Source organism: Microbulbifer weihaiensis, assembly GCF_048323715.1.
Lineage (GTDB): Bacteria > Pseudomonadota > Gammaproteobacteria > Pseudomonadales > Cellvibrionaceae > Microbulbifer.
On record NZ_JBLWFL010000009.1, the window covers coordinates 1 to 17,611 of the forward strand.

Below are 17,611 nucleotides of genomic sequence, written 5' to 3' on the forward strand. Positions count from 1 at the left end.
AATGGCATCCCCAAGGGGAGTCGAACCCCTGTTACCGCCGTGAAAGGGCGGTGTCCTAGGCCTCTAGACGATGGGGACACAGGACATAATCAATCTCAAAGAGATTGAAGTTTGGCAAACCGGAAAACAACTCTTCAGCCATTTCCCAACCTGCCTGCTCACCCGCTAATGCCGGTGGGCGGAAAATTGGAGCGGGAAACCGGGTTCGAACCGGCGACCTCAACCTTGGCAAGGTTGCGCTCTACCAACTGAGCTATTCCCGCAGTGGCATCCCCAAGGGGAGTCGAACCCCTGTTACCGCCGTGAAAGGGCGGTGTCCTAGGCCTCTAGACGATGGGGACCCAGAATCCTCCTGACTTTGCTCAACCGCTTCCCTGTGGGGAGTTAGTTATGCTTCGCGTCAGAAGTGGGGCGCATTCTATGGACACCCCCCGGGGCTGTCAACACCCCGATAACAACTTTTCTTGGATTTTTTTCTTTTATGTTCAGGCACTTACCGAAATTTAACCAAACCTGCCGAACAGCGACCAACTTGATCACGACAGCTGCAATTTCACAGCGGATATTGCCCCGCCAAACCCCCGCTGACTCACTATTCAGGGGAACCGCTGCGCCTTCGCATCTCGTTCAGGAACCGGCGGATGCGCTTCGCATTGCTTCCGAGGTCGCTGATTCCAACCCGCGACGCCGAACGAACATCGACCTTCGATACTTTCTCATTGGCTTTACTGGCATTTTCGCCTTCGGCGGGCTCAATTCGCACAACGATGTCCTCAGACAGCCCCAGCAGCGGGGTCCGGGCCACCGCTTCCAGCCGCCCCCGCGCGGGAACGCTGGCAATCACCCGCCAGCCCAGATCTCTGCCAACCTGCTCCGCAAGCGCCGTAGCCTGCGCGACCGGCAGCGGCACCAGTATTGGCCTGATATCGCTATAGACCGCGGCGTTGCGCTGTAGTTGCGCAACGGGCTCGCCGCCGTAGTCGGCGCTGCTGTCGCCGGGTTTGCGCAGCGACAGCACGGCCTCAAACCGGGGCGGATTGTCCAGGTCGGTCGTAATGTCGTGAATAGGCGGCACATCGAAGTTCGCCCTGCCCACGGTCAATAGCGGTACCGCCACCGGCGCCAGCCCGAGTACCGCGGCCCAGAGCGCCGCCGCACGCGCCTCCGGGTGCCCTTTTACCAGACCCCACATAAACACCAGCATGGACAACAGGGCCACGACCAGCGCGGCAAGGCCAGCCACCATCAACAGGTTGAAGGCACGCGGATAACTCAACCACCCAACCCGCAGCAGCGCCGCCCCCAGGAACATCGCCCCCAGCAATGTCCACTGGATCCGGTATAGCCAGCGGCTCCAGTGGCGACGCGACCGCCCGATACGGGCTTCCATGTGATCGACCGTCCCTTTCATGACAGGCTGTTAGCCTCCGCGCTCCTTCTCGTCCGGATCCAATTTCACAGACAGTGAATTAACACAATAGCGCAGTCCGGTCTGGGTCGGCCCATCCGGGAATACATGCCCGAGGTGGCAGCCACAATTGGCGCAGAGGATTTCAGTGCGGCGCATACCGAAGCTGTCATCGAACTGCTCTTCAATCACGCCCGGTGCGGCTTGCGCATCAAAGCTCGGCCAGCCACAGCCGGATTCAAATTTCGCTTCCGAACGAAACAGCACCTCACCGCAACAGCGACAGCGATAGCTGCCATCGTCAAACGTATCCCAGTATTCCCCGCTAAATGGACGCTCAGTCCCCGCCTCGCGACAAACGTGAAATTCTTCCGGAGTCAGGCGCTCACGCCAGTAGTTATCGTCTTTTTCTTTTGCCATACTGTGGCTCCTTTTCGCCTTATAAGTCAGTATCCAGCGGCATTATCCTGCCCGGCCCAACGCTTAGCGGCAGCACCTTTTTGTATCCCGGGTGCCAAATACTTCAGCTAACCGGATGTTAGCCCACGGTCACTACAGCCGGCTCTGTTCAAGATCAACCGAGCCCCGCTGCAACCGAAACCAACCGCTGACAGCAAAGCCTACTAAAAGCCGAGCGACAGTGAGAAGAATTTGCCCATAGTAAGCCGAGAAAACGGCTCGAGTACGAAGAAAGCAGCAATGAAGGATATTCACAAGTCGGAAAAACTCCACGGCGTCTGTTACGAGATTCGCGGCCCGGTCATGGAGCAGGCCACACGCCTGGAAGAAGAAGGCCACCGGATCATGAAGCTGAATATCGGCAACCCGGCGCCGTTTGGCTTCAACGCGCCGGACGAGATCCTGCAGGATGTGATCTACAACCTGTCCCAGGCTCAGGGCTATGTGGAGTCCAAGGGCCTGTTTGCCGCACGCAAGGCGATCATGCAGGAGTGCCAGACCCTGGGCGTACCCGGCGTCGACATTGATGATATTTACCTGGGCAACGGTGTTTCCGAACTGATCTCCATGTCTACCCAGGCGCTGCTGAACAACGGCGATGAAATGCTGTTGCCGATGCCGAACTACCCACTGTGGATGGCCGCCACCAACCTCACCGGTGCCAAGCCGGTGCTCTACCGCTGCGACGAACAGTCGGGCTGGCTGCCGGATATCGACGACATCAAATCAAAAATCACTGCGCGCACCCGTGGCATCGTGGTGATCAACCCGAACAACCCCACCGGTGCGGTGTACCCGAAAGACCTGCTGGAACAGATCGTTGAGGTGGCGCGCCAGCACAACCTGGTGATTTTCGCCGACGAGATCTACAGCAAGATTCTCTACGACGATGCAGAGTTCATTCCCATGGGCAGCCTCGCCCACGATGTGCTGTGCCTGAGTTTTAACGGGCTGTCCAAATCCTACCGGCTTGCGGGCTTCCGTTCCGGCTGGATGGTGGTGAGTGGAGCCAAGCACCGCGCGCGCGGCTTCCTGGAGGGCATGGATATCCTGTCATCCATGCGCCTGTGCGGCAATGTGCCGGCCATGTTCGCCGTGCAAACGGCACTGGGCGGGTACCAGAGCATCAAGGACCTGGTATTGCCCGGCGGCCGCCTGCGCGAACAGCGCGATATCGCCTACCAGTTGCTGAACGATATTCCCGGCGTGAGCTGTGTGAAGCCGCAGGGCGCAATCTACCTGTTCCCGCGCATTGACCTGAAGCACTACAACATCGAGAACGATGAAAACTTTGTGCTCGAGTTCCTGCGTCAGGAAAAAATCCTGGTGGTTCAGGGCAGCGCCTTCCACTGGGATGCGCCGGATCACCTGCGCATCGTTTCCCTGCCGCGCGCGGACGACCTGACCCACGCCATATCGCGCCTGGGCAATTTCCTGCAACGCTACGCGAGGTAATGCGAGCAAACCATGCTGGATGATCTGCACATTCACGATTTCTACCGCGATGCGGGGCGCATACTGCTGGCACTGTTCCAGCAGTTTCCCGCCCCCGCCACCATTTACGTGGAAGATATATCCGGCCCGGACACACCGGATGAGTTCGGCCTGCACTCCCACCGTCACCTCGCCTGCCTGGGCGCCATGACCTGGCTGAAGGAGTGTGGCTATATCAATTTCACCCAACTGGTGCGCCAGGAAGCGGTCGAGGAAGCCACGCTGTCCCACCGCAGCTTTCTACTGCTGGTGACCCGTGGCGAAGATGGTGTGAGCAATGCCCAGAAACTGGATGAGGCGGTACGCCATGGCTCGTCGCCACAGCTGGAAGCGTTGATGGTGGATTTGATGGGGAAGCTGGGCAGCCTGTAAAGCCCACTTTAACACTCACGCCTTTCCGACGATCAAGCAACAAAGCACGGAACTCGAACTGAAGGCAAAGTGCTGGGTATTCGTTTTCAAAAGCGTCGGCGCCATGGACGGCGCCGACGCAGCTTACAGGGATGTATTCACAGCGGTTTTGAAAACGAATACCCAGTGCTTTGCCGCCACCGCGCTCGACCCCACTTTTTATCCACGCGTATATTTCACGTGCAACATCTTCAATGCCGCATCCGGATCCCTGTCGGGGAAATCCGGGTTCTGCGGCAGGCGCTCGACCACTGAATAGCCCGGATTCGCATCGGCGACCAGCTCGCGGAAATACGCTTCACTGTGCGCCGGTGAATTCAGCACAAACAACAGATCCGCCTCGTCCGCCAGACAGGCCGGCAATATCTCCAGCAGCTTCGCGTAGTTCAGCTCCACGTCGAACGCGCCTTTTTGCCGAGTCGGTGGATCAATTACAGCGAGCTGGAATGGGCCACTGCGATCATAGCGTTTGAAATCTCTCAGAGCGTCCCTTGCCTGAAAGCGGATACCCTTGGTGGACAACTGGTTGTACTGATGGTTGATTTGCCCGCGCTTCAGCACACCCTTGTTCAAGTCGATGTTAAGAACCTCAAGCTCCCCCGCCGCCCTTGCCACCACGGAAAATGCGCAGGTAAACGAAAACAGGTTCAACAGTTTGAGCGTTTCGACCTTGCCCACCTTTTCCCGCACCTGCTGCTCCAGCCAGCGGCGGCCCGGTTCGATATCGAGGAAGAAGCCCACATTCTGTCGCGCGAAGGTCAGCGGAAATTTCAGTGCGCCGCGCTGCGCCACGGGCTCCGGCACGGCCTCGCCCGCTTCCCACTCCACCGGCGCGCCGCGCAGGTAACGCCGCTGCACCGCAAGCCCGGAAGAGCCATGCTCTGCGACTAGCGCCCAGAGCCCGGCAACCAGCCCGGCCTCGTCATCGCAGGCTTCAAACAGGGTGACCAGTACTGCGGGAAAATAGCTATCGATACAGATACGGTCAAAACCGGGATAGCAGTGGCCGCGGCCGTGAAACAGGCGGCGACTGTCTTCAGGAAATTCACTTTCCCGGCTCTCTTCGAGTTTGCCGCGCACTACCTGCAGCAGGGGATCCCAGTTCAATTGATATCTCGCTCTCGTTTATGGATTCGGTGTCGATTGGGCTTCCGGCGCGTCCGCGCCGTTGGACAGGGGGTAAAGAATTTCGTCGCGATAGCCGGTGACCACCCGGATAAAGCCACTCCAGGCCTCATCCAGTTCCGGCTCACCACTGTCGATCAGCAACGGCCGCCCACCCAGTTCGGTAATTTTGGTCTTGGTCGCCACCACGATCAGATTGTCGCGCCCCACGGCCTTGAGCACCGGCGGGCTCAACTGCTGGTTGCCGCGGCCGATCAGGTGCCCCTGGCCACCGATCGCCGTCAGAATGATTTTTACCGGACATCCGGCATCGGCGGCCCGATGGCTGGAGATGGCGTCCTGAATCTGCAGAGTATTGACGTCGACGCCAATCAGCTCGCCGTCTTTCCACAGGTCCACACCGAGCAGGGTTCCGTGTTCACCCAGTTCATTGAGTGCGGCCAGCGTGGTGGAGCCGGGGCCGAAGATGTACAGCGTCTCCGGATCCAGTGCCTGCATTTCTTCCTGTACCTGAGCCGCGATATCCGCCACCGCCAGCTCCTCAACCTCACGGCCGGCATTTTTCACCGCCTGCAGAAAATGCCCCTCTTCCGGTACCAGCAGCTCACCGTAATAACGGGTGCTCACGCGTCCCTCGCGGAAGGACTTCTCGTCAATATCGCGCACTTCCCGCGTGTGCAGATCCACCAGTTCCCCCGCCATCAGGCGTCGCAGAACCTCACCGCCAGCGCGCGGGGAAATCGCAAAACACGCAGAGTGCATTTTGACCCCGGCGGGAATGCCCAGTACCGGGCAGCTGTCGCCGAGGGCGTTGACCATGTTGCGCGCGGTGCCGTCACCACCCACAAACACGATGAGATCTGCACCGGCGGCGCGAATCGCCTGCGCCGCCGCTTCGGTATCATCCGGCGTGGATCGCGCGCCGGCTGCCGAGCCGACGACGGACACGCGAAAACCCAGCTCGTTCGCGGTGGTTTCACCCATGTCGCCGGCAAAGGTCACTATTTCCAGCTGGTCTGCAAAAGGCTGCAGCGCACCCAGTGCGATGGCCGCGCGCTTGTGCGACTGGGGGCTGATCCCCGCAGCCAGCGCACGCTCCACGGTGTCGGCTCCATCACTGCCCTTGAGCCCCGCAGGTCCGCCGATGCCGGCCCACGGGTTGATCACCAGTCCGAGTTTTTTCAGTTTCACTTGAGCCCCAGAATTGTCAGTTGCTCGCGAATGTCCCCGTCGAGCTGTGTCGCTTCAAGACGGAAGTGGGAAAATTCGAGACGCTTCGGGTAGTGCTTGCGCAGCAGGTCGAAAGACTCCGCCATCCGCGCGGACTGCTTGGCGGCACCGCGCAGGCGCTGGTCGTCGTCACGCGGGTCATACATCTGCAGCAACAGGTCCCGCATGGCCGCGAAGCCAGATTCGGCCGTACCCAGGGCGCGCTGGTCGCCCCCGGCTGCCCCATGCCCGGGGCCCTGCCCTGCGGGAAGACTCAATGCGGCATCGAGCGCGTCGCGAATCATGCGGGTGCCTGCGAGCTTGCCATCGTGACTGTAGCCGGCGATGTGAGGGCTGCCTAACGCCACTTGCGGTAGCAGGGCGACATCGATATCCGGCTCATTTTCCCAGACATCCAGTACCACGGTGATGTCGGGTCGCTGGGCCATTACCCGCCCCAGCGCGGCATTGTCGATAACCGCACCCCGGCCGGCACTGATGAGCACCGCACCCGGTATCAGTTGCAGCAGCTCCTGCTCACCGAGCATATGGAACGAGGGATACGGGCCGTCCTTCACCAGCGGCGCGTGCAGGCAGACCACTTCCTGCTGCAGAACCGTAGCGAGGCCAGTGGCATCCGGGTTGTCCGGCAGCCACGGGTCGTAAACCTCAACCGGGATGGCCAGCTGGTGCAGGCGCCGCTGCAACAGCCCGCCTACATTGCCACACCCGACGATACCGAAGCGCCGCTGCCGCCAATCCACGTTCAGCGCTGCCAGCGCGCAGAATACGTATTCCACCACCGAGTTGGCGTTGCAGCCCGGCGCCGCGCTCCAGGCTACACCCTGTTGCTCCAGCCAGCCGGTATCCAGATGGTCAATGCCTATGGTGCAGCTCCCCACAAAGCGCACCGGGGTATTCTCCAGCAGCGCCGCATTGACCTCGGTGACGGAGCGGACCAAAAGGATATCCGCCTGCGCCAGTTGTTCCCGGGTCATCCCCCGGCCTGGCACCCGCACAATATCTCCCAGGTCCCCGAACCAGGCGTCCAGCCCCGGGATGTTTTCATCGGCGACTATGTGAAATTTCCGTTCGCTCATACGGTCTCCGTTACCGGGCCAGTCTCCGTGCCCGGGCAAAAATCAGGTTGCGCCAATACGCGGCGAATCTTCCCACCCAGCCGGCCAAAACCGAGCTCGTCCGCCAGCGCAATGGCAAATTCCGGGTCGGCCGGGCCTGGTGCCAGGTCTGCCGCGGCAACGTCCAGCGGTACCCGGTCGTGGAGCTGGGCAAGCTTCAGCGCCATGCGGATCTGGTCGGCATGGGCCTCGAGCTTGCGGGCAATACCTGCCCCACCGCGCAACCCGAGCGCCGGCACCCGCTCCACGCCGGCGAGCAGGTCCTCCACCGTGTCGAACTCCGCCAGCAGGCGCGCCGCTGTCTTGGCCCCGATGCCGGGCACGCCGGGAATATCATCGATGCTGTCGCCGACGAGCGCGAGGTAATCGGCGATCTGCCGCGGGCGCACACCAAACTTGCCCTCGATCGCGCTGCGGTCCAGGTACTGATCTGCGGCAAAGTCCCACAGGCTGTGTGCGCCGGCGTCCAGTAACTGACCAAGATCCTTGTCCCGGGTCACGATCACCGGGCGGATGCTCTGCCCGCTTTCGCAGCAGATCCGCGTCAGGGAAGCAAGGATATCGTCTGCCTCGAACCGCTCACTGGCAAAACTGGCGATGCCGAGGGCTTCTGCCATTTCCCGGCACGCCGCCAGCTGGAACGCCAGGGCTTCATCCGGCAATGCCCGGCTGCATTTATAGTCCGCATAGATCTCATTGCGAAAACAGCTGCCGAGGGATTCGTCAAAAGCGCAGGCCATATAGGTGGGGCGACGGGCCAGCAGATCCAGCAGGAAGTTGGTAAAACCGTACACCGCTTCGGTGCTGTAGCCGGCGCGGCTCTCCCAGTTTGGCGGCAACGCAAAGTAGTAGCGGAAGATGTATACAGAGGCATCAACAAGACAGGCCTCTGCGCCGGGGCCATTTGCGGCCGCCATACCGTTACTCACCCCAGAGCCTCCAGCTGGTATTGCTCCGCCCGCAGCGGGTTTGCCTGGCCGAACGCCGCGGCCAAAGCCAGCGCGAACCGCTCCGCCCGGGCGTTCACCCCACCCCCACAATAGCGCTGAACCTGAAGCCAGATGTTTCGCTTGAAGGAATCACTGGGGCCGAGCCCCGCATCGAGGTTGTCGGCACTGACCCGGAACGGCAGGCCGCAGGCGCGGGCAAAAATCCATTCCAGCGCCTGCGGTTTGACTTCCACCAGCTCGAACTGTGCCTGCTGCGCCTCGGTTCGCCCATCCGGGGCATACCAGTAGCCGTAGTCCGGCATTAACCGCCGCGCGCTCCCGGCCACGCACCAGTGGGCCACCTCATGCAGGGCGCTGGCCGGGTAGTCCCGGGTAAACTCCACCTGATGGTAGGTATTGCCGCCAGCTTCCGCCGGCCGGTAGTAGGGTTCATCAAAACCGCCCCTGAGGCGTGTATTCAGCCCGTCTTCGGCGGCGAAACACCCATTGAAAATACCGACGATCCGCTCCGCCACTGCCCCGTCGTCCGCCGGCACTATTTGCCCGGCTGGATGTCGAAGCTGGTATGGAACTTGCTCCCCATTAGATACCCGATCAGGTATCCGATCTGTGTGCGGCTCGAAACCACCGAGCGTGGGCAGGGGGCTGACATTCTGGGGCATCTGGGACAACGGGTGCTCCGCTAAATTGGCCTACATCGGTTACTGCCGCGCATTCGGCCTGCTGGCCGGCCCGGCAACCGGGTTCAAGAATGGCGCGGACTATAGCAGCGACCGTCAGGTGTTCAAGGGCCATACACCTTGGGACATGTGGCACTGCCTGCGAAGTCAGCGCCGGTTTACCGCTGATAACCACCACTAAGGAGGCAAATTCGCTCAAGAACGCACGTCCGCCGGTTGTATTTAGGCGGATCAGAATATACCTTTGAACTCAGGGATACCGGAAACCTGCTGCCGTCTGAGGTGGTATTTCAGAGGTTGTTTTCGGTTGTGGTACCGGCTTCCCAGGGAGGGCAAAAACGCGCTCCCGGAGTCAGGATCCAGGCGATCGCCAGCCCGGCTGTCGCCGCGTGTCCCAGCACCGGTTGCACCGTATAAGTAGTACAAGACCTTCCCGCCCAACTACCGGCCCTGCAAGGAGGTGCGCTATGACCGACCACAAAACCAGCAACGTGGTTGACCTCTTCACCGGCAAGCCAATCGAGACTTCAGAGAACCTGCGTTTTATACGCCTGTCTCCGGAGCTGGATGGCTTGGAAATGCTCTACTCCAACAACTCCAGTGGCAATGACCTCTACAGCCTGAAAATCCTTTGCTGGGGCCTCCGCGCCAACGGCGAGGTGGTCGGACTGGTTCCCTGGTTGAATTCCATAGTCGCCTGCCCAGATATCCAGGATCCGCTGGATGGAAGGTTTGAAGGCTACTATGACCCGGGCATTGAGGAAATTTTCCACCAACCCCCCATCCATAAAATCGTCGAGCTGGAGACTGCGGCGGAATACTTCGAATACGAGAGCAATCAGGCAGATGAAGTGGTACAGGAAATTCCCGATACCATCGGCACCCATGCGGTATTTATGGACGTCGACAGGGAAAACCTGACCCTGACTGAAGTCGTGAGCTGGCGACTGTTTGCCAGCGGTGAGATTCACGGCATGTTAATCGATCACAACAGTGTGGAAACCACGCCGGTGCTGCCGGGAGATGACTGTCTCTACGCGGCGCAGGAAGCCGAGTGTTTCCGCTACTTCTTCCAACACCACATTGCCAACAAGATCAAATCCGAGGATCCGGAGGCCCTGGCTGCGATCGCGGCACTTGTCACGTCCCCTTAACAAACCATCGCCACCCAAATGAAACAAGGGCGACCAGTGGTCGCCCTTGTCATTTCAGCCTTCGGCCTTCTTGATCCAGTAAATGAATTCATCGTTCTCTTCCGCATGCTTCACCAGCTCGTAGCCGAGAAACTGGCAAAACTTGGGCACATCCCGCTGGGTTGAAGGATCCGTGGCCAACATTTGCAATACCTCACCGGTGGCGACCTTGCGCACGGCAGCGTGAAGCATCATGACGGGTTCCGGGCACAGCAGGCCGCGGGCATCGAGGGTATGTTGTGATTTCATGCGCGTATTGTCAGGGATTTGTAAAGCCAGGTCACCTGTAAATACCGCCTCTCCAGACTGCGATCGCAACCGGGCGGTCAGGTCAAGGCGCGCCCGCGCCAACGCCAAGGCGTCAGGAAAGACTAAACTGGCAGCAGGGAAGCTGCAAAAACAATAAGGTCACAAATACTGTCCCGCATTCCCCTCAGCCCGACAGGTAACCACAGCGCGATGATTTACGTTTTGATCGAACGAGAAATTGCCAAAGACCTCGAATCCACCTACGAAGAAACCGCGCGCGGCCTATTGAATAACGCCTACCGCACGGCAGGCTTTGTGGAAGGCCACACCTATACGGAAATGGGTAACCCCCTGCGCCGGTTTACCCTGTCAAAGTGGCGTACGGTACAGGACTGGCAGCAGTGGTACCACAGCAACGAACGCCGCGAGCAGATGGCCCAGCTCACACCGATGCTGACGCACGAAGAGCACATTACGATTCTTGAGCTCGCATAAAGGCAACAGCCCTTTCCGCCGCAGACTGCCAGTGTTGTGATTGTGTGAAACCACTGGCACGGCGCGGCTTGAAGTCGTGGTCGCCATCGTCCAGCCAGCAACACTCAATGGCCGGCGACAGCGGATAACCATCCACCTCTTCCCGGTTGCCCAGCGCATCGCGGGTACCCTGAACCACCAGCGTCGGACAGGTTAAACCGACAAGGTGTTCGGTGCGCAGCTTTTCCGGTTTACCTTGCGGGTGAAAGGGATACCCGAGACACACGGCGCCGGCGATCCTGCCGTGCGTGAAGTTTTCCTCCGCCAGCATACTGGCGACACGCCCGCCCATGGACTTGCCACCAATAAACAAAGCGCGGGGTTGCAGCTCACTGCAAACCCGGTCGATTTGCGCCTGGAACGCCGCCAGTAATACACCCATCTTGTTGGGCGGGCGGCGCCCGCCAGTAGCGCGGCGCTCAGCCATGTAAGGGAACTCGAAACGCACGACACCAACGCCCTGCGCAGCCAGTTTCTCAGCCAGTACCTGCATGAACTCGCTGTCCATTGGCGCACCGGCGCCATGGGCAAACAGGAACCAGCACCCGCTGTCGCGCTCCGGCCGGTTGACCAGCCATGCTGCAGGTTCACCCATCAATATTCCCCATCTTTCGGCAGGTCTTCCGCCAGTACCAGGTTGACCGACTCCTCGCCGGGCTCGAACCAGATCACAATGTGCTTGCTCTCCAGCTGCCGGCGCAGGCTGGCCACCTTGTCCTCCAGGCTTACCTCCCGCTCACCGTAATCGGTGCCATCGCGGGTGGCATATTCCTCAAGGAGGTTTTGCAGGGTTTCAGGATCCAGTTGTCGATGGGGAATGATCATGGATTGTTCTGACTCACATACTTTTCGTTTAAACACGCACAGCTCGACGGCGATATTTTCCGATATGGGTGTTACCAAGCAGTGCTATTGATGGATAAACCGGTCGCAGCTTTCTGGTGCCACCCTTCCTATCGCACCCACAAAATAAAATGCCCCGGAAGTTCCGGGGCATTTTAACGTTCACCGCGTGAAGATATCAGGCTTTTGGCTTGCGGAAACGCAGGGTCATGCGATCGCTTTCACCGATGGCCAGATACTTGTCTTTGTCCTGATCACCGAGACGCAGCGACGGAGGCAGGGTCCAGACACCTTTCGGATGATCGGCGGTATCCTTCGGATTCGCATTGATCTCGCTGGCTTCTTCGAGGGTGAAACCGGCTTTCTCTGCCAGTTCAACCACGTAGTCCTGGGTAACGTACCCGCTCTTGATCATGTTTTCACGGCTGGTACCCGGCTTCGCGCGGTGTTCAACCACGCCGAGGACACCACCCGGCTTCAGAGCATCGTAAAAGGCCTTGAACGCTGCCGCTTCCTTGCCCTGGTTCATCCAGTTGTGCACGTTGCGGAAAGTCAGCACGGCATCGGCGGAACCCGCCGGTGCGATCTCGGCGTCACCGCCTGGAATAAATTCAGTCAGGACAACATCGCTGTATACGCTGTCCTTGTCTTTGATTTTTTTCTCAAAATTCTCGCGGGACTTCTTGAAGTAACCCGGTGCCGTCTTGTCGAAATGCGCCGCATAGTAGGTACCCTTGCCATGCATCAGCGGCGCAAGGATTTCACTGTACCAGCCACCGCCCGGCCAAATTTCAACAACGGTCATTTCCGGCTTCACCTGGAAGAAAGTGAGCGTTTCCTCCGGATTGCGATATACATCCCGTGCAACATTTGCAGGATCTCGATGTTCGGCTGCGATCGCCTTTTGCAGATCCTCCGCCTGAACGACACCCGACAGAGACACGGCGCAGGCCATACCGGCCAGCCAATGAACAAGTCTCATGGAATCTCCTTAGTTGTTAGCTGTCTATTTTCCATTCACCAGTGATTCAACACTGCTGACCTTGTCTTGTAAAGACTGTTGCCGATCTGTTCTGGTTCCCAGCCTCAGGCTGGTACTGATCCGCGGTGCACCCAGCCCGTGCACGCACTCGTGGCAGCGCTTGATTGCCGCCATCACCGCATCCCACTCGCCCTCGATATTGGTGCCATAGGCATGCATCTGATGCTTGAGCCCGGCTTCCTGCAGCACCCTCTGGCATTCAGCCACATAGCGGGATACTGACACCCCCACCCCCAGCGGGATCACGCACAGATCCGCATGCACGTTCATTTCCGTCATGGCTTAGGCCTCCCTGGTTTGCCCTGTCAGAATGCGGTTAACCACCGTGCTGCGCGGGCCAGTTTAAAGAACTTCCCAAAGGTCTTTGCTCCTGCGCCACCACACTGGCTACAATTCAGCTCAGTGTATCAGCAGAGCCCAAAAGGAAGTCCAATGCAGCAACACTTCGTCATCTCCATTATTAGCGACGACAAGCCAGGTGTGGTTGAAATGCTCTCCGCCGCCGTGGCTGAGAACGGCGGCAACTGGGAAGACAGCCGCATGGCCCATTTTGCCGGCAAGTTCGCCGGTATCCTGCGTGTAAGCGTGGCAGCAGAGGGCAGCGAGCGCCTCAAGGAAGCCTTGCAGAATCTCGCTGGCCCGGACTTCAAACTGCAGATTGAGGATGCCCTTGCGGTAGCGGCAGACAGCCGCCAGACGCTCTACCTGAAACTGGTAGGTAGCGATCGCCCGGGCATTGTGCGCGAGATATCCCGAGCCCTGGCAGCGCGCAGGATCAACATGGAAAGCCTCGACACCCGCTACAGCAGCACGCCGTGGAGCGGCGAGCCGTTGTTCACCGCCGAGTGCACCATCAGCGTGGCCGAGGACGTCAGCATTGACGGCCTGCACGATGAGCTGGACGAAATCGCCGATGAGCTCGGTGTAGAGATCGACTGCGAAGAGACCGCCTCCGCGCTATAATCCCCCGCCATTTGCGCCCTGGCCCACGCCGGGGCGCGCCAAGATCCGCCCTGCGGGCAAATGATACCTGCGCGCCCCCCAGATACCCGGGGTCGCGATACGCAACTGATATCCGACGATGTTCAAAATTGTGCTCTACCAGCCGGAGATTGCCCCCAATACCGGCAACATCATTCGCCTATGCGCCAATACTGGCGCAGAACTGCACCTGATCGAGCCCCTGGGCTTCGCCATGGACGACAAGCGCCTGCGCCGGGCCGGCCTCGATTATGCGGAGTACAGCCGTGTTGTGCGCCACCGGGACTGGCAGGCCTTCGTCGACGCCGAACAGCCCACCCGGGTTCTGGCCCTGTCGACCAAAGGCCGCCGCCCCCACTCCGACGTTGCCTTCCAATCCGGCGACGCCATTGTGTTCGGCCCGGAGACCCGCGGCCTGCCGGCGGAATTTCTCGCCATGACGGGTGAGGAAAATACCCTGCGCATTCCCATGTGCGCCAACAGCCGCAGCATCAACCTGTCGAATGCCGCGGCCATCGTCATCTATGAGGCCTGGCGACAGCTTGGCTACATTAACGCTCAGGGCTGACACGCCCAGGACTGAATCAACGCTGTACTGTTTATGCGCGCACCTATCGGACTTTTTTACGGCTCCAGCACCTGCTACACCGAAATGGCGGCGGAGAAAATCCGCGACCGCCTCGGCGAGGAGTGGATCGACCTGCACAATGTCGCCGAGGATGACATTGCCCAGATGCAGGACTATGACTTCCTGATACTCGGCATCCCCACCTGGGACTACGGTGAACTGCAGGAAGACTGGGAAAACTGCTGGGATCAGCTGGCGCAGCTCGACCTCAGCGGCAAGACCGTGGCCGTGTACGGCCTCGGCGACCAGGAAGGCTACCCGCAGTGGTACCAGGATGCCCTCGGCTACCTGCATGCGCAGGTTGTGGCGCTGGGCGCGAAAGCGGTGGGCTACTGGCCGGTTGACGGCTACCAGTTTGAAGAGTCCAAAGGGCTGACCGCCGACGGCAGTCACTTTGTGGGACTCGCCCTCGACGAGGAAAACGAGTTCGAACGCACCGACGAGCGCCTCGACCAGTGGTGCGCCCAGGTCATGCGCGAATTCGGCCTGAAGTAACCCCGGAACTTATGTCTGAGCACGACCACGACAAAGGGCACGGCCAGTCGGGCGCTGGCTTCCCCACCCGGCATGCCACGCTGGAATGGCGCGAAAACGGCCAGCCCGTCTCCAGCGCCTTCGACGATATCTATTTCTCCACCGCCTCCGGCCTGGAAGAAACCCGCCACGTGTTTCTTGCCCAAAATGACCTGGCCATCCGCTGGCAGGCGCTGGAACCAGGGCAACGATTCACCATCGGCGAAACCGGCTTCGGCACCGGGCTCAATTTTCTCGCCGCCTGGCAGCTGTGGCGCGAAAAAGCCCCTGACGGCGCACAGCTGCACTTTGTCACTGTAGAAAAATTCCCCCTGCGCCCCGAGGATCTGGCGCGCGCCCTCGCGCTCTGGCCGGAACTCTCTGAACTGAGCGCACAGTTGCTGGCCCAGTACCCGCACTTTTTGGCCGGTGGCGTACACCGGATCACCCTTGACCCGGGCGTACACCTGACCCTGGTCGTGGGCGAAGCCAGCGCCGGCTTCCAGAGCCTGTTGCTGGATGATGCGGAACGCGACGCCATCGTGGATGCCTGGTTCCTGGATGGTTTTGCCCCGTCCAAGAATCCCGAAATGTGGAGTGACGCGCTGTTTCAGGCCATCGCGGCACTGAGCGCACCACAGGCGACATTTGCCACGTTCACCTGTGCCGGGATCGTCAAGCGTGGCCTGAAAGCCGTGGGCTTCCAGCTGGAAAAAGTGCCCGGCTTCGGGCGCAAGCGGGAAATGCTGCGCGGGCAGCTGGTGCGCCCCGACGTGTCCAACAGTCAGGCCGCCACTCCCAGGCATTGCGCAACCCCCTGGCACCTTCCGCAAGACAGTGCCGGCAGGCCGCAGGGCATCGCCGTTATCGGCGCCGGTATCGCCGGTGCCACCGTGGCCCGGGTACTGGCGGAGCGCAATTTTTCCGTGCGGGTTTTCGAGCGCGGGGACGCCCCCGGCAGCGGCGCCTCTGGCAATGATCAGGGCATCCTGTACGCCAAACTGTCGCCGCAAGCCGGCCCCAACGGCGATTTCAACCTCCACGCCCTGCAATTTGCCCAGCGCTATTACCAGTCCCGCTGCCCGCAGGCCGTACACTTCGACGGCCTTTTGCAGTTGGCGCAAACGGAAAAAGAACGGCTCCTGCAGCAACAGATTACGGATTACCTGGCGCTGGATGAGACCTCACAACTGGCGCGCCCGGTCAGTGCCAGCGAGGCATCCGCACTCGCGGGTATCGAACTGAATGTTCCCGGCCTGTATTTCCCCCATGCCGGCTGGCTGCAACCGCGACAGGTCTGCGCCGCACTGCTGAGCCACCCCAATATCGAACTGCACTGCAATACCGACGTCGCGGCTATTGAGCGCACAGAGAACGGCTGGCAAATCACGGGGGCAAACGAACAGTGGCAGGCCGATGCGGCAATCCTGTGCAGTGCCAACTTCAACCACCGCTTCCCGCAGACCGCGCCCCTGCCCCTGCAGCCCATTCGCGGCCAGGTGTCGTTCGCCGCAGCCACGGACAATTCCCGCGCGCTCAAAATCGCGCTGTGCGGCGAAGGCTATATTGCCCCGGCCCACAGCCAGCAACACAGTTTCGGCGCGACCTTTAAACTGAAACAGACCGCCACCGAGGTTCGCAGTGAGGAGCACCGGGAGAACGTGGAAACGCTCGCCGGACTCCTGCCGGAAATTGCCGGCGAGTTTGCCACTCAAGAGGCCAGCGGGCGCCTGCGCGGTCGTGCCGCATTGCGCGCTGCCACGCCGGACTACCTGCCCATGGCCGGGCCGGTGGCGCGCTGGGATAGGCTCGAGGAAAGTTACGGTGGGCTGCGAAAAAACCGCAAGCTGCTGATCGACCAGCGCACGCCCTACCAGCACAACCTGTTTGTGCTGGCGGGCCTGGGGTCGCGGGGGTTCACCTACGCACCACTGGCGGCGGAAGTGGTCGCCGCCTGGATCAGCGGGGAAGTGATGCCGGCATCACTGGACATGGTTCAGGCCCTGCATCCGATGCGCTTTGCCATTCGCACACTGGGCAAGAACCGGCCACTGGCGGTCTAGCCCTGAGCCTCCGCCGGCGGCAGCAGCAGGTTGCCGCTGCCCGAACCACAGGCGACGATGGACTTCATCGCAGCCTCCACGGATACGTGCGGCAGGAGCTCGACACACTCCGGCGGCAGGTGATACACAAACCCGGAGGTGGGCACCGGCGCGGTCGGCACATAAACAGTGAAATCGCCATTCGCGTGCTGCGAGGTGACAATGGCCGTCACTGACAGCGGATTATCCGCGCCGTGGATACGTGCCCGGGCAACAGGACCGGACAAAACACCTTCGCTGCCGGCACCACCTATAAACTGCAATACCACGTCCTTGATGGTGTTGTAGCCCGGTGCCAGCTTGCCAAACCAGTAATCCAGGTGGCGGTGGGCCCAGCGGCCAACACTGGTTTTTACCAGCAGGCCGATCAGGAAACACAATCCCAGAATCAGCGCTATCACCAGTAACTGGGCGAAGGTATCCTTGAAGTTTGTATGAGCCTCCATCCACTGGGTCACCGGAGCCACCAGCTCGCTGATCTGGCCGAACAGCCACTGGAACAGCAGGATAAAGATGGCGATGGGCAGAACCACCGCCAGCCCCCCGAGCAGGGTTAAAGTTACAAATGCTTTTATTCGGGTCATAAGTAAAGCTACAAAAATTACTGCAGGGCCAAAAATAGAAAAAGTGGCAGCAAGCGTACCACTCAAC

General features: G+C 60.3%; 22 protein-coding genes and 3 tRNA genes. 9 read left to right on the forward strand and 16 right to left on the reverse strand.

What is annotated here, in order from left to right:
- Positions 1 to 2: 2 nt before the first annotated feature.
- The 5 genes from ACNKU7_RS12165 to msrB all read right to left on the reverse strand — a co-directional run bounded on the left by ACNKU7_RS12165 (position 3) and on the right by msrB (position 1,828).
- Positions 3 to 78, reverse strand: a tRNA-Glu gene (locus ACNKU7_RS12165).
- 109 nt (positions 79 to 187) lie between these two features.
- Positions 188 to 263: transfer RNA gene (locus ACNKU7_RS12170), tRNA-Gly, on the reverse strand.
- A gap of 2 nt (positions 264 to 265) precedes the next feature.
- Positions 266 to 341: transfer RNA gene (locus tag ACNKU7_RS12175), tRNA-Glu, on the reverse strand.
- A 251-nt stretch (positions 342 to 592) separates the two neighbouring features.
- Positions 593 to 1,411, reverse strand: coding sequence for a DUF1499 domain-containing protein (locus ACNKU7_RS12180; RefSeq protein WP_418297261.1), 819 nt, complete (start codon positions 1,409 to 1,411; stop codon positions 593 to 595).
- A gap of 9 nt (positions 1,412 to 1,420) precedes the next feature.
- Positions 1,421 to 1,828, reverse strand: coding sequence for a peptide-methionine (R)-S-oxide reductase MsrB (gene msrB / locus ACNKU7_RS12185; protein WP_418297262.1), 408 nt, complete (start codon positions 1,826 to 1,828; stop codon positions 1,421 to 1,423).
- Between the two features lie 279 nt (positions 1,829 to 2,107).
- Here msrB and ACNKU7_RS12190 point away from each other — a divergent pair, with 279 nt between their 5' ends.
- Together ACNKU7_RS12190 and ACNKU7_RS12195 are read left to right on the forward strand one after the other, a co-directional pair.
- Positions 2,108 to 3,322 (forward strand): pyridoxal phosphate-dependent aminotransferase, encoded by a 1,215-nt coding sequence (locus ACNKU7_RS12190; RefSeq protein ID WP_418297263.1) that lies wholly within the window; start codon positions 2,108 to 2,110, stop codon positions 3,320 to 3,322.
- A gap of 12 nt (positions 3,323 to 3,334) precedes the next feature.
- Positions 3,335 to 3,733 (forward strand): hypothetical protein, encoded by a 399-nt coding sequence (locus tag ACNKU7_RS12195; protein WP_418297264.1) that lies wholly within the window; start codon positions 3,335 to 3,337, stop codon positions 3,731 to 3,733.
- Positions 3,734 to 3,931: 198 nt separating this feature from the next.
- Here the strand turns inward: ACNKU7_RS12195 and ACNKU7_RS12200 are convergent, their stop codons facing one another.
- The 5 genes from ACNKU7_RS12200 to ACNKU7_RS12220 are packed head-to-tail and all read right to left on the reverse strand — an operon-like array spanning position 3,932 to position 8,857.
- Complete coding sequence (locus ACNKU7_RS12200) at positions 3,932 to 4,879, reverse strand: class I SAM-dependent methyltransferase (protein ID WP_418297265.1); 948 nt, start codon at positions 4,877 to 4,879, stop codon at positions 3,932 to 3,934.
- Positions 4,880 to 4,897: 18 nt separating this feature from the next.
- Positions 4,898 to 6,088 carry an ATP-NAD kinase family protein gene (locus ACNKU7_RS12205; protein WP_418297266.1) on the reverse strand — a complete coding sequence of 397 codons (1,191 nt, stop codon included), beginning with the start codon at positions 6,086 to 6,088 and terminating at the stop codon, positions 4,898 to 4,900.
- Positions 6,085 to 7,206 (reverse strand): 4-phosphoerythronate dehydrogenase, encoded by a 1,122-nt coding sequence (locus ACNKU7_RS12210; RefSeq protein ID WP_418297267.1) that lies wholly within the window; start codon positions 7,204 to 7,206, stop codon positions 6,085 to 6,087. The genes ACNKU7_RS12205 and ACNKU7_RS12210 overlap by 4 nt, the downstream gene beginning before the upstream one ends.
- The gene (locus tag ACNKU7_RS12215) at positions 7,203 to 8,174 is read right to left on the reverse strand and encodes a 5'-3' exonuclease (protein ID WP_418297268.1); all 972 of its coding nucleotides are present in this window, start codon (positions 8,172 to 8,174) and stop codon (positions 7,203 to 7,205) included. Before ACNKU7_RS12215 ends, ACNKU7_RS12210 begins: the two co-directional genes overlap by 4 nt.
- Positions 8,171 to 8,857: an elongation factor P hydroxylase gene (locus tag ACNKU7_RS12220; protein ID WP_418297303.1), complete on the reverse strand. Its 687-nt coding sequence runs from the start codon at positions 8,855 to 8,857 to the stop codon at positions 8,171 to 8,173. The genes ACNKU7_RS12215 and ACNKU7_RS12220 overlap by 4 nt, the downstream gene beginning before the upstream one ends.
- A 25-nt stretch (positions 8,858 to 8,882) precedes the next feature.
- On the opposite strand from ACNKU7_RS12220, the gene ACNKU7_RS12225 reads away from it, so the two are divergent.
- Both ACNKU7_RS12225 and ACNKU7_RS12230 read left to right on the forward strand, forming a co-directional pair.
- The gene (locus ACNKU7_RS12225; protein ID WP_418297269.1) at positions 8,883 to 9,056 is read left to right on the forward strand and encodes a hypothetical protein; all 174 of its coding nucleotides are present in this window, start codon (positions 8,883 to 8,885) and stop codon (positions 9,054 to 9,056) included.
- Between the two features lie 286 nt (positions 9,057 to 9,342).
- Positions 9,343 to 10,029: a hypothetical protein gene (locus tag ACNKU7_RS12230; RefSeq protein WP_418297270.1), complete on the forward strand. Its 687-nt coding sequence runs from the start codon at positions 9,343 to 9,345 to the stop codon at positions 10,027 to 10,029.
- Positions 10,030 to 10,083: 54 nt separating this feature from the next.
- On the opposite strand, the gene tusA is transcribed toward ACNKU7_RS12230, so the two are convergent.
- On the reverse strand, positions 10,084 to 10,317 hold the full coding sequence (gene tusA, locus ACNKU7_RS12235; RefSeq protein WP_418297271.1) for a sulfurtransferase TusA: 234 nt from the start codon (positions 10,315 to 10,317) through the stop codon (positions 10,084 to 10,086).
- A 210-nt stretch (positions 10,318 to 10,527) separates the two neighbouring features.
- Here tusA and ACNKU7_RS12240 point away from each other — a divergent pair, with 210 nt between their 5' ends.
- Positions 10,528 to 10,812 carry an antibiotic biosynthesis monooxygenase family protein gene (locus tag ACNKU7_RS12240; RefSeq protein WP_418297272.1) on the forward strand — a complete coding sequence of 95 codons (285 nt, stop codon included), beginning with the start codon at positions 10,528 to 10,530 and terminating at the stop codon, positions 10,810 to 10,812.
- On the opposite strand, the gene ACNKU7_RS12245 is transcribed toward ACNKU7_RS12240, so the two are convergent.
- The 4 genes from ACNKU7_RS12245 to ACNKU7_RS12260 form a co-directional block, all read right to left on the reverse strand.
- Positions 10,790 to 11,446 (reverse strand): alpha/beta family hydrolase, encoded by a 657-nt coding sequence (locus tag ACNKU7_RS12245; RefSeq protein WP_418297273.1) that lies wholly within the window; start codon positions 11,444 to 11,446, stop codon positions 10,790 to 10,792. The genes ACNKU7_RS12240 and ACNKU7_RS12245 overlap by 23 nt on opposite strands.
- Positions 11,446 to 11,676, reverse strand: coding sequence for a YheU family protein (locus tag ACNKU7_RS12250; protein ID WP_418297274.1), 231 nt, complete (start codon positions 11,674 to 11,676; stop codon positions 11,446 to 11,448). Before ACNKU7_RS12250 ends, ACNKU7_RS12245 begins: the two co-directional genes overlap by 1 nt.
- A gap of 196 nt (positions 11,677 to 11,872) precedes the next feature.
- Positions 11,873 to 12,676 carry a class I SAM-dependent methyltransferase gene (locus tag ACNKU7_RS12255; RefSeq protein ID WP_418297275.1) on the reverse strand — a complete coding sequence of 268 codons (804 nt, stop codon included), beginning with the start codon at positions 12,674 to 12,676 and terminating at the stop codon, positions 11,873 to 11,875.
- Between the two features lie 24 nt (positions 12,677 to 12,700).
- Complete coding sequence (locus ACNKU7_RS12260; RefSeq protein ID WP_418297276.1) at positions 12,701 to 13,015, reverse strand: MTH1187 family thiamine-binding protein; 315 nt, start codon at positions 13,013 to 13,015, stop codon at positions 12,701 to 12,703.
- 153 nt (positions 13,016 to 13,168) lie between these two features.
- Here ACNKU7_RS12260 and ACNKU7_RS12265 point away from each other — a divergent pair, with 153 nt between their 5' ends.
- The 4 genes from ACNKU7_RS12265 (at position 13,169) to mnmC (ending at position 16,921) form a co-directional block, all read left to right on the forward strand.
- A complete protein-coding gene (locus tag ACNKU7_RS12265; RefSeq protein ID WP_418297277.1) occupies positions 13,169 to 13,699 on the forward strand; it encodes a glycine cleavage system transcriptional repressor in 531 nt (176 codons plus the stop codon).
- A gap of 118 nt (positions 13,700 to 13,817) precedes the next feature.
- On the forward strand, positions 13,818 to 14,285 hold the full coding sequence (gene trmL / locus ACNKU7_RS12270; protein ID WP_418297278.1) for a tRNA (uridine(34)/cytosine(34)/5-carboxymethylaminomethyluridine(34)-2'-O)-methyltransferase TrmL: 468 nt from the start codon (positions 13,818 to 13,820) through the stop codon (positions 14,283 to 14,285).
- Positions 14,286 to 14,318: 33 nt separating this feature from the next.
- Positions 14,319 to 14,840 carry a flavodoxin FldB gene (gene fldB / locus ACNKU7_RS12275; RefSeq protein WP_418297279.1) on the forward strand — a complete coding sequence of 174 codons (522 nt, stop codon included), beginning with the start codon at positions 14,319 to 14,321 and terminating at the stop codon, positions 14,838 to 14,840.
- Between the two features lie 11 nt (positions 14,841 to 14,851).
- A complete protein-coding gene (gene mnmC / locus ACNKU7_RS12280; protein ID WP_418297280.1) occupies positions 14,852 to 16,921 on the forward strand; it encodes a bifunctional tRNA (5-methylaminomethyl-2-thiouridine)(34)-methyltransferase MnmC2/FAD-dependent 5-carboxymethylaminomethyl-2-thiouridine(34) oxidoreductase MnmC1 in 2,070 nt (689 codons plus the stop codon).
- Here mnmC and ACNKU7_RS12285 read toward each other — a convergent pair.
- On the reverse strand, positions 16,918 to 17,544 hold the full coding sequence (locus tag ACNKU7_RS12285) for a DUF502 domain-containing protein (RefSeq protein WP_418297281.1): 627 nt from the start codon (positions 17,542 to 17,544) through the stop codon (positions 16,918 to 16,920). The genes mnmC and ACNKU7_RS12285 overlap by 4 nt on opposite strands.
- Positions 17,545 to 17,611: the final 67 nt, after the last annotated feature.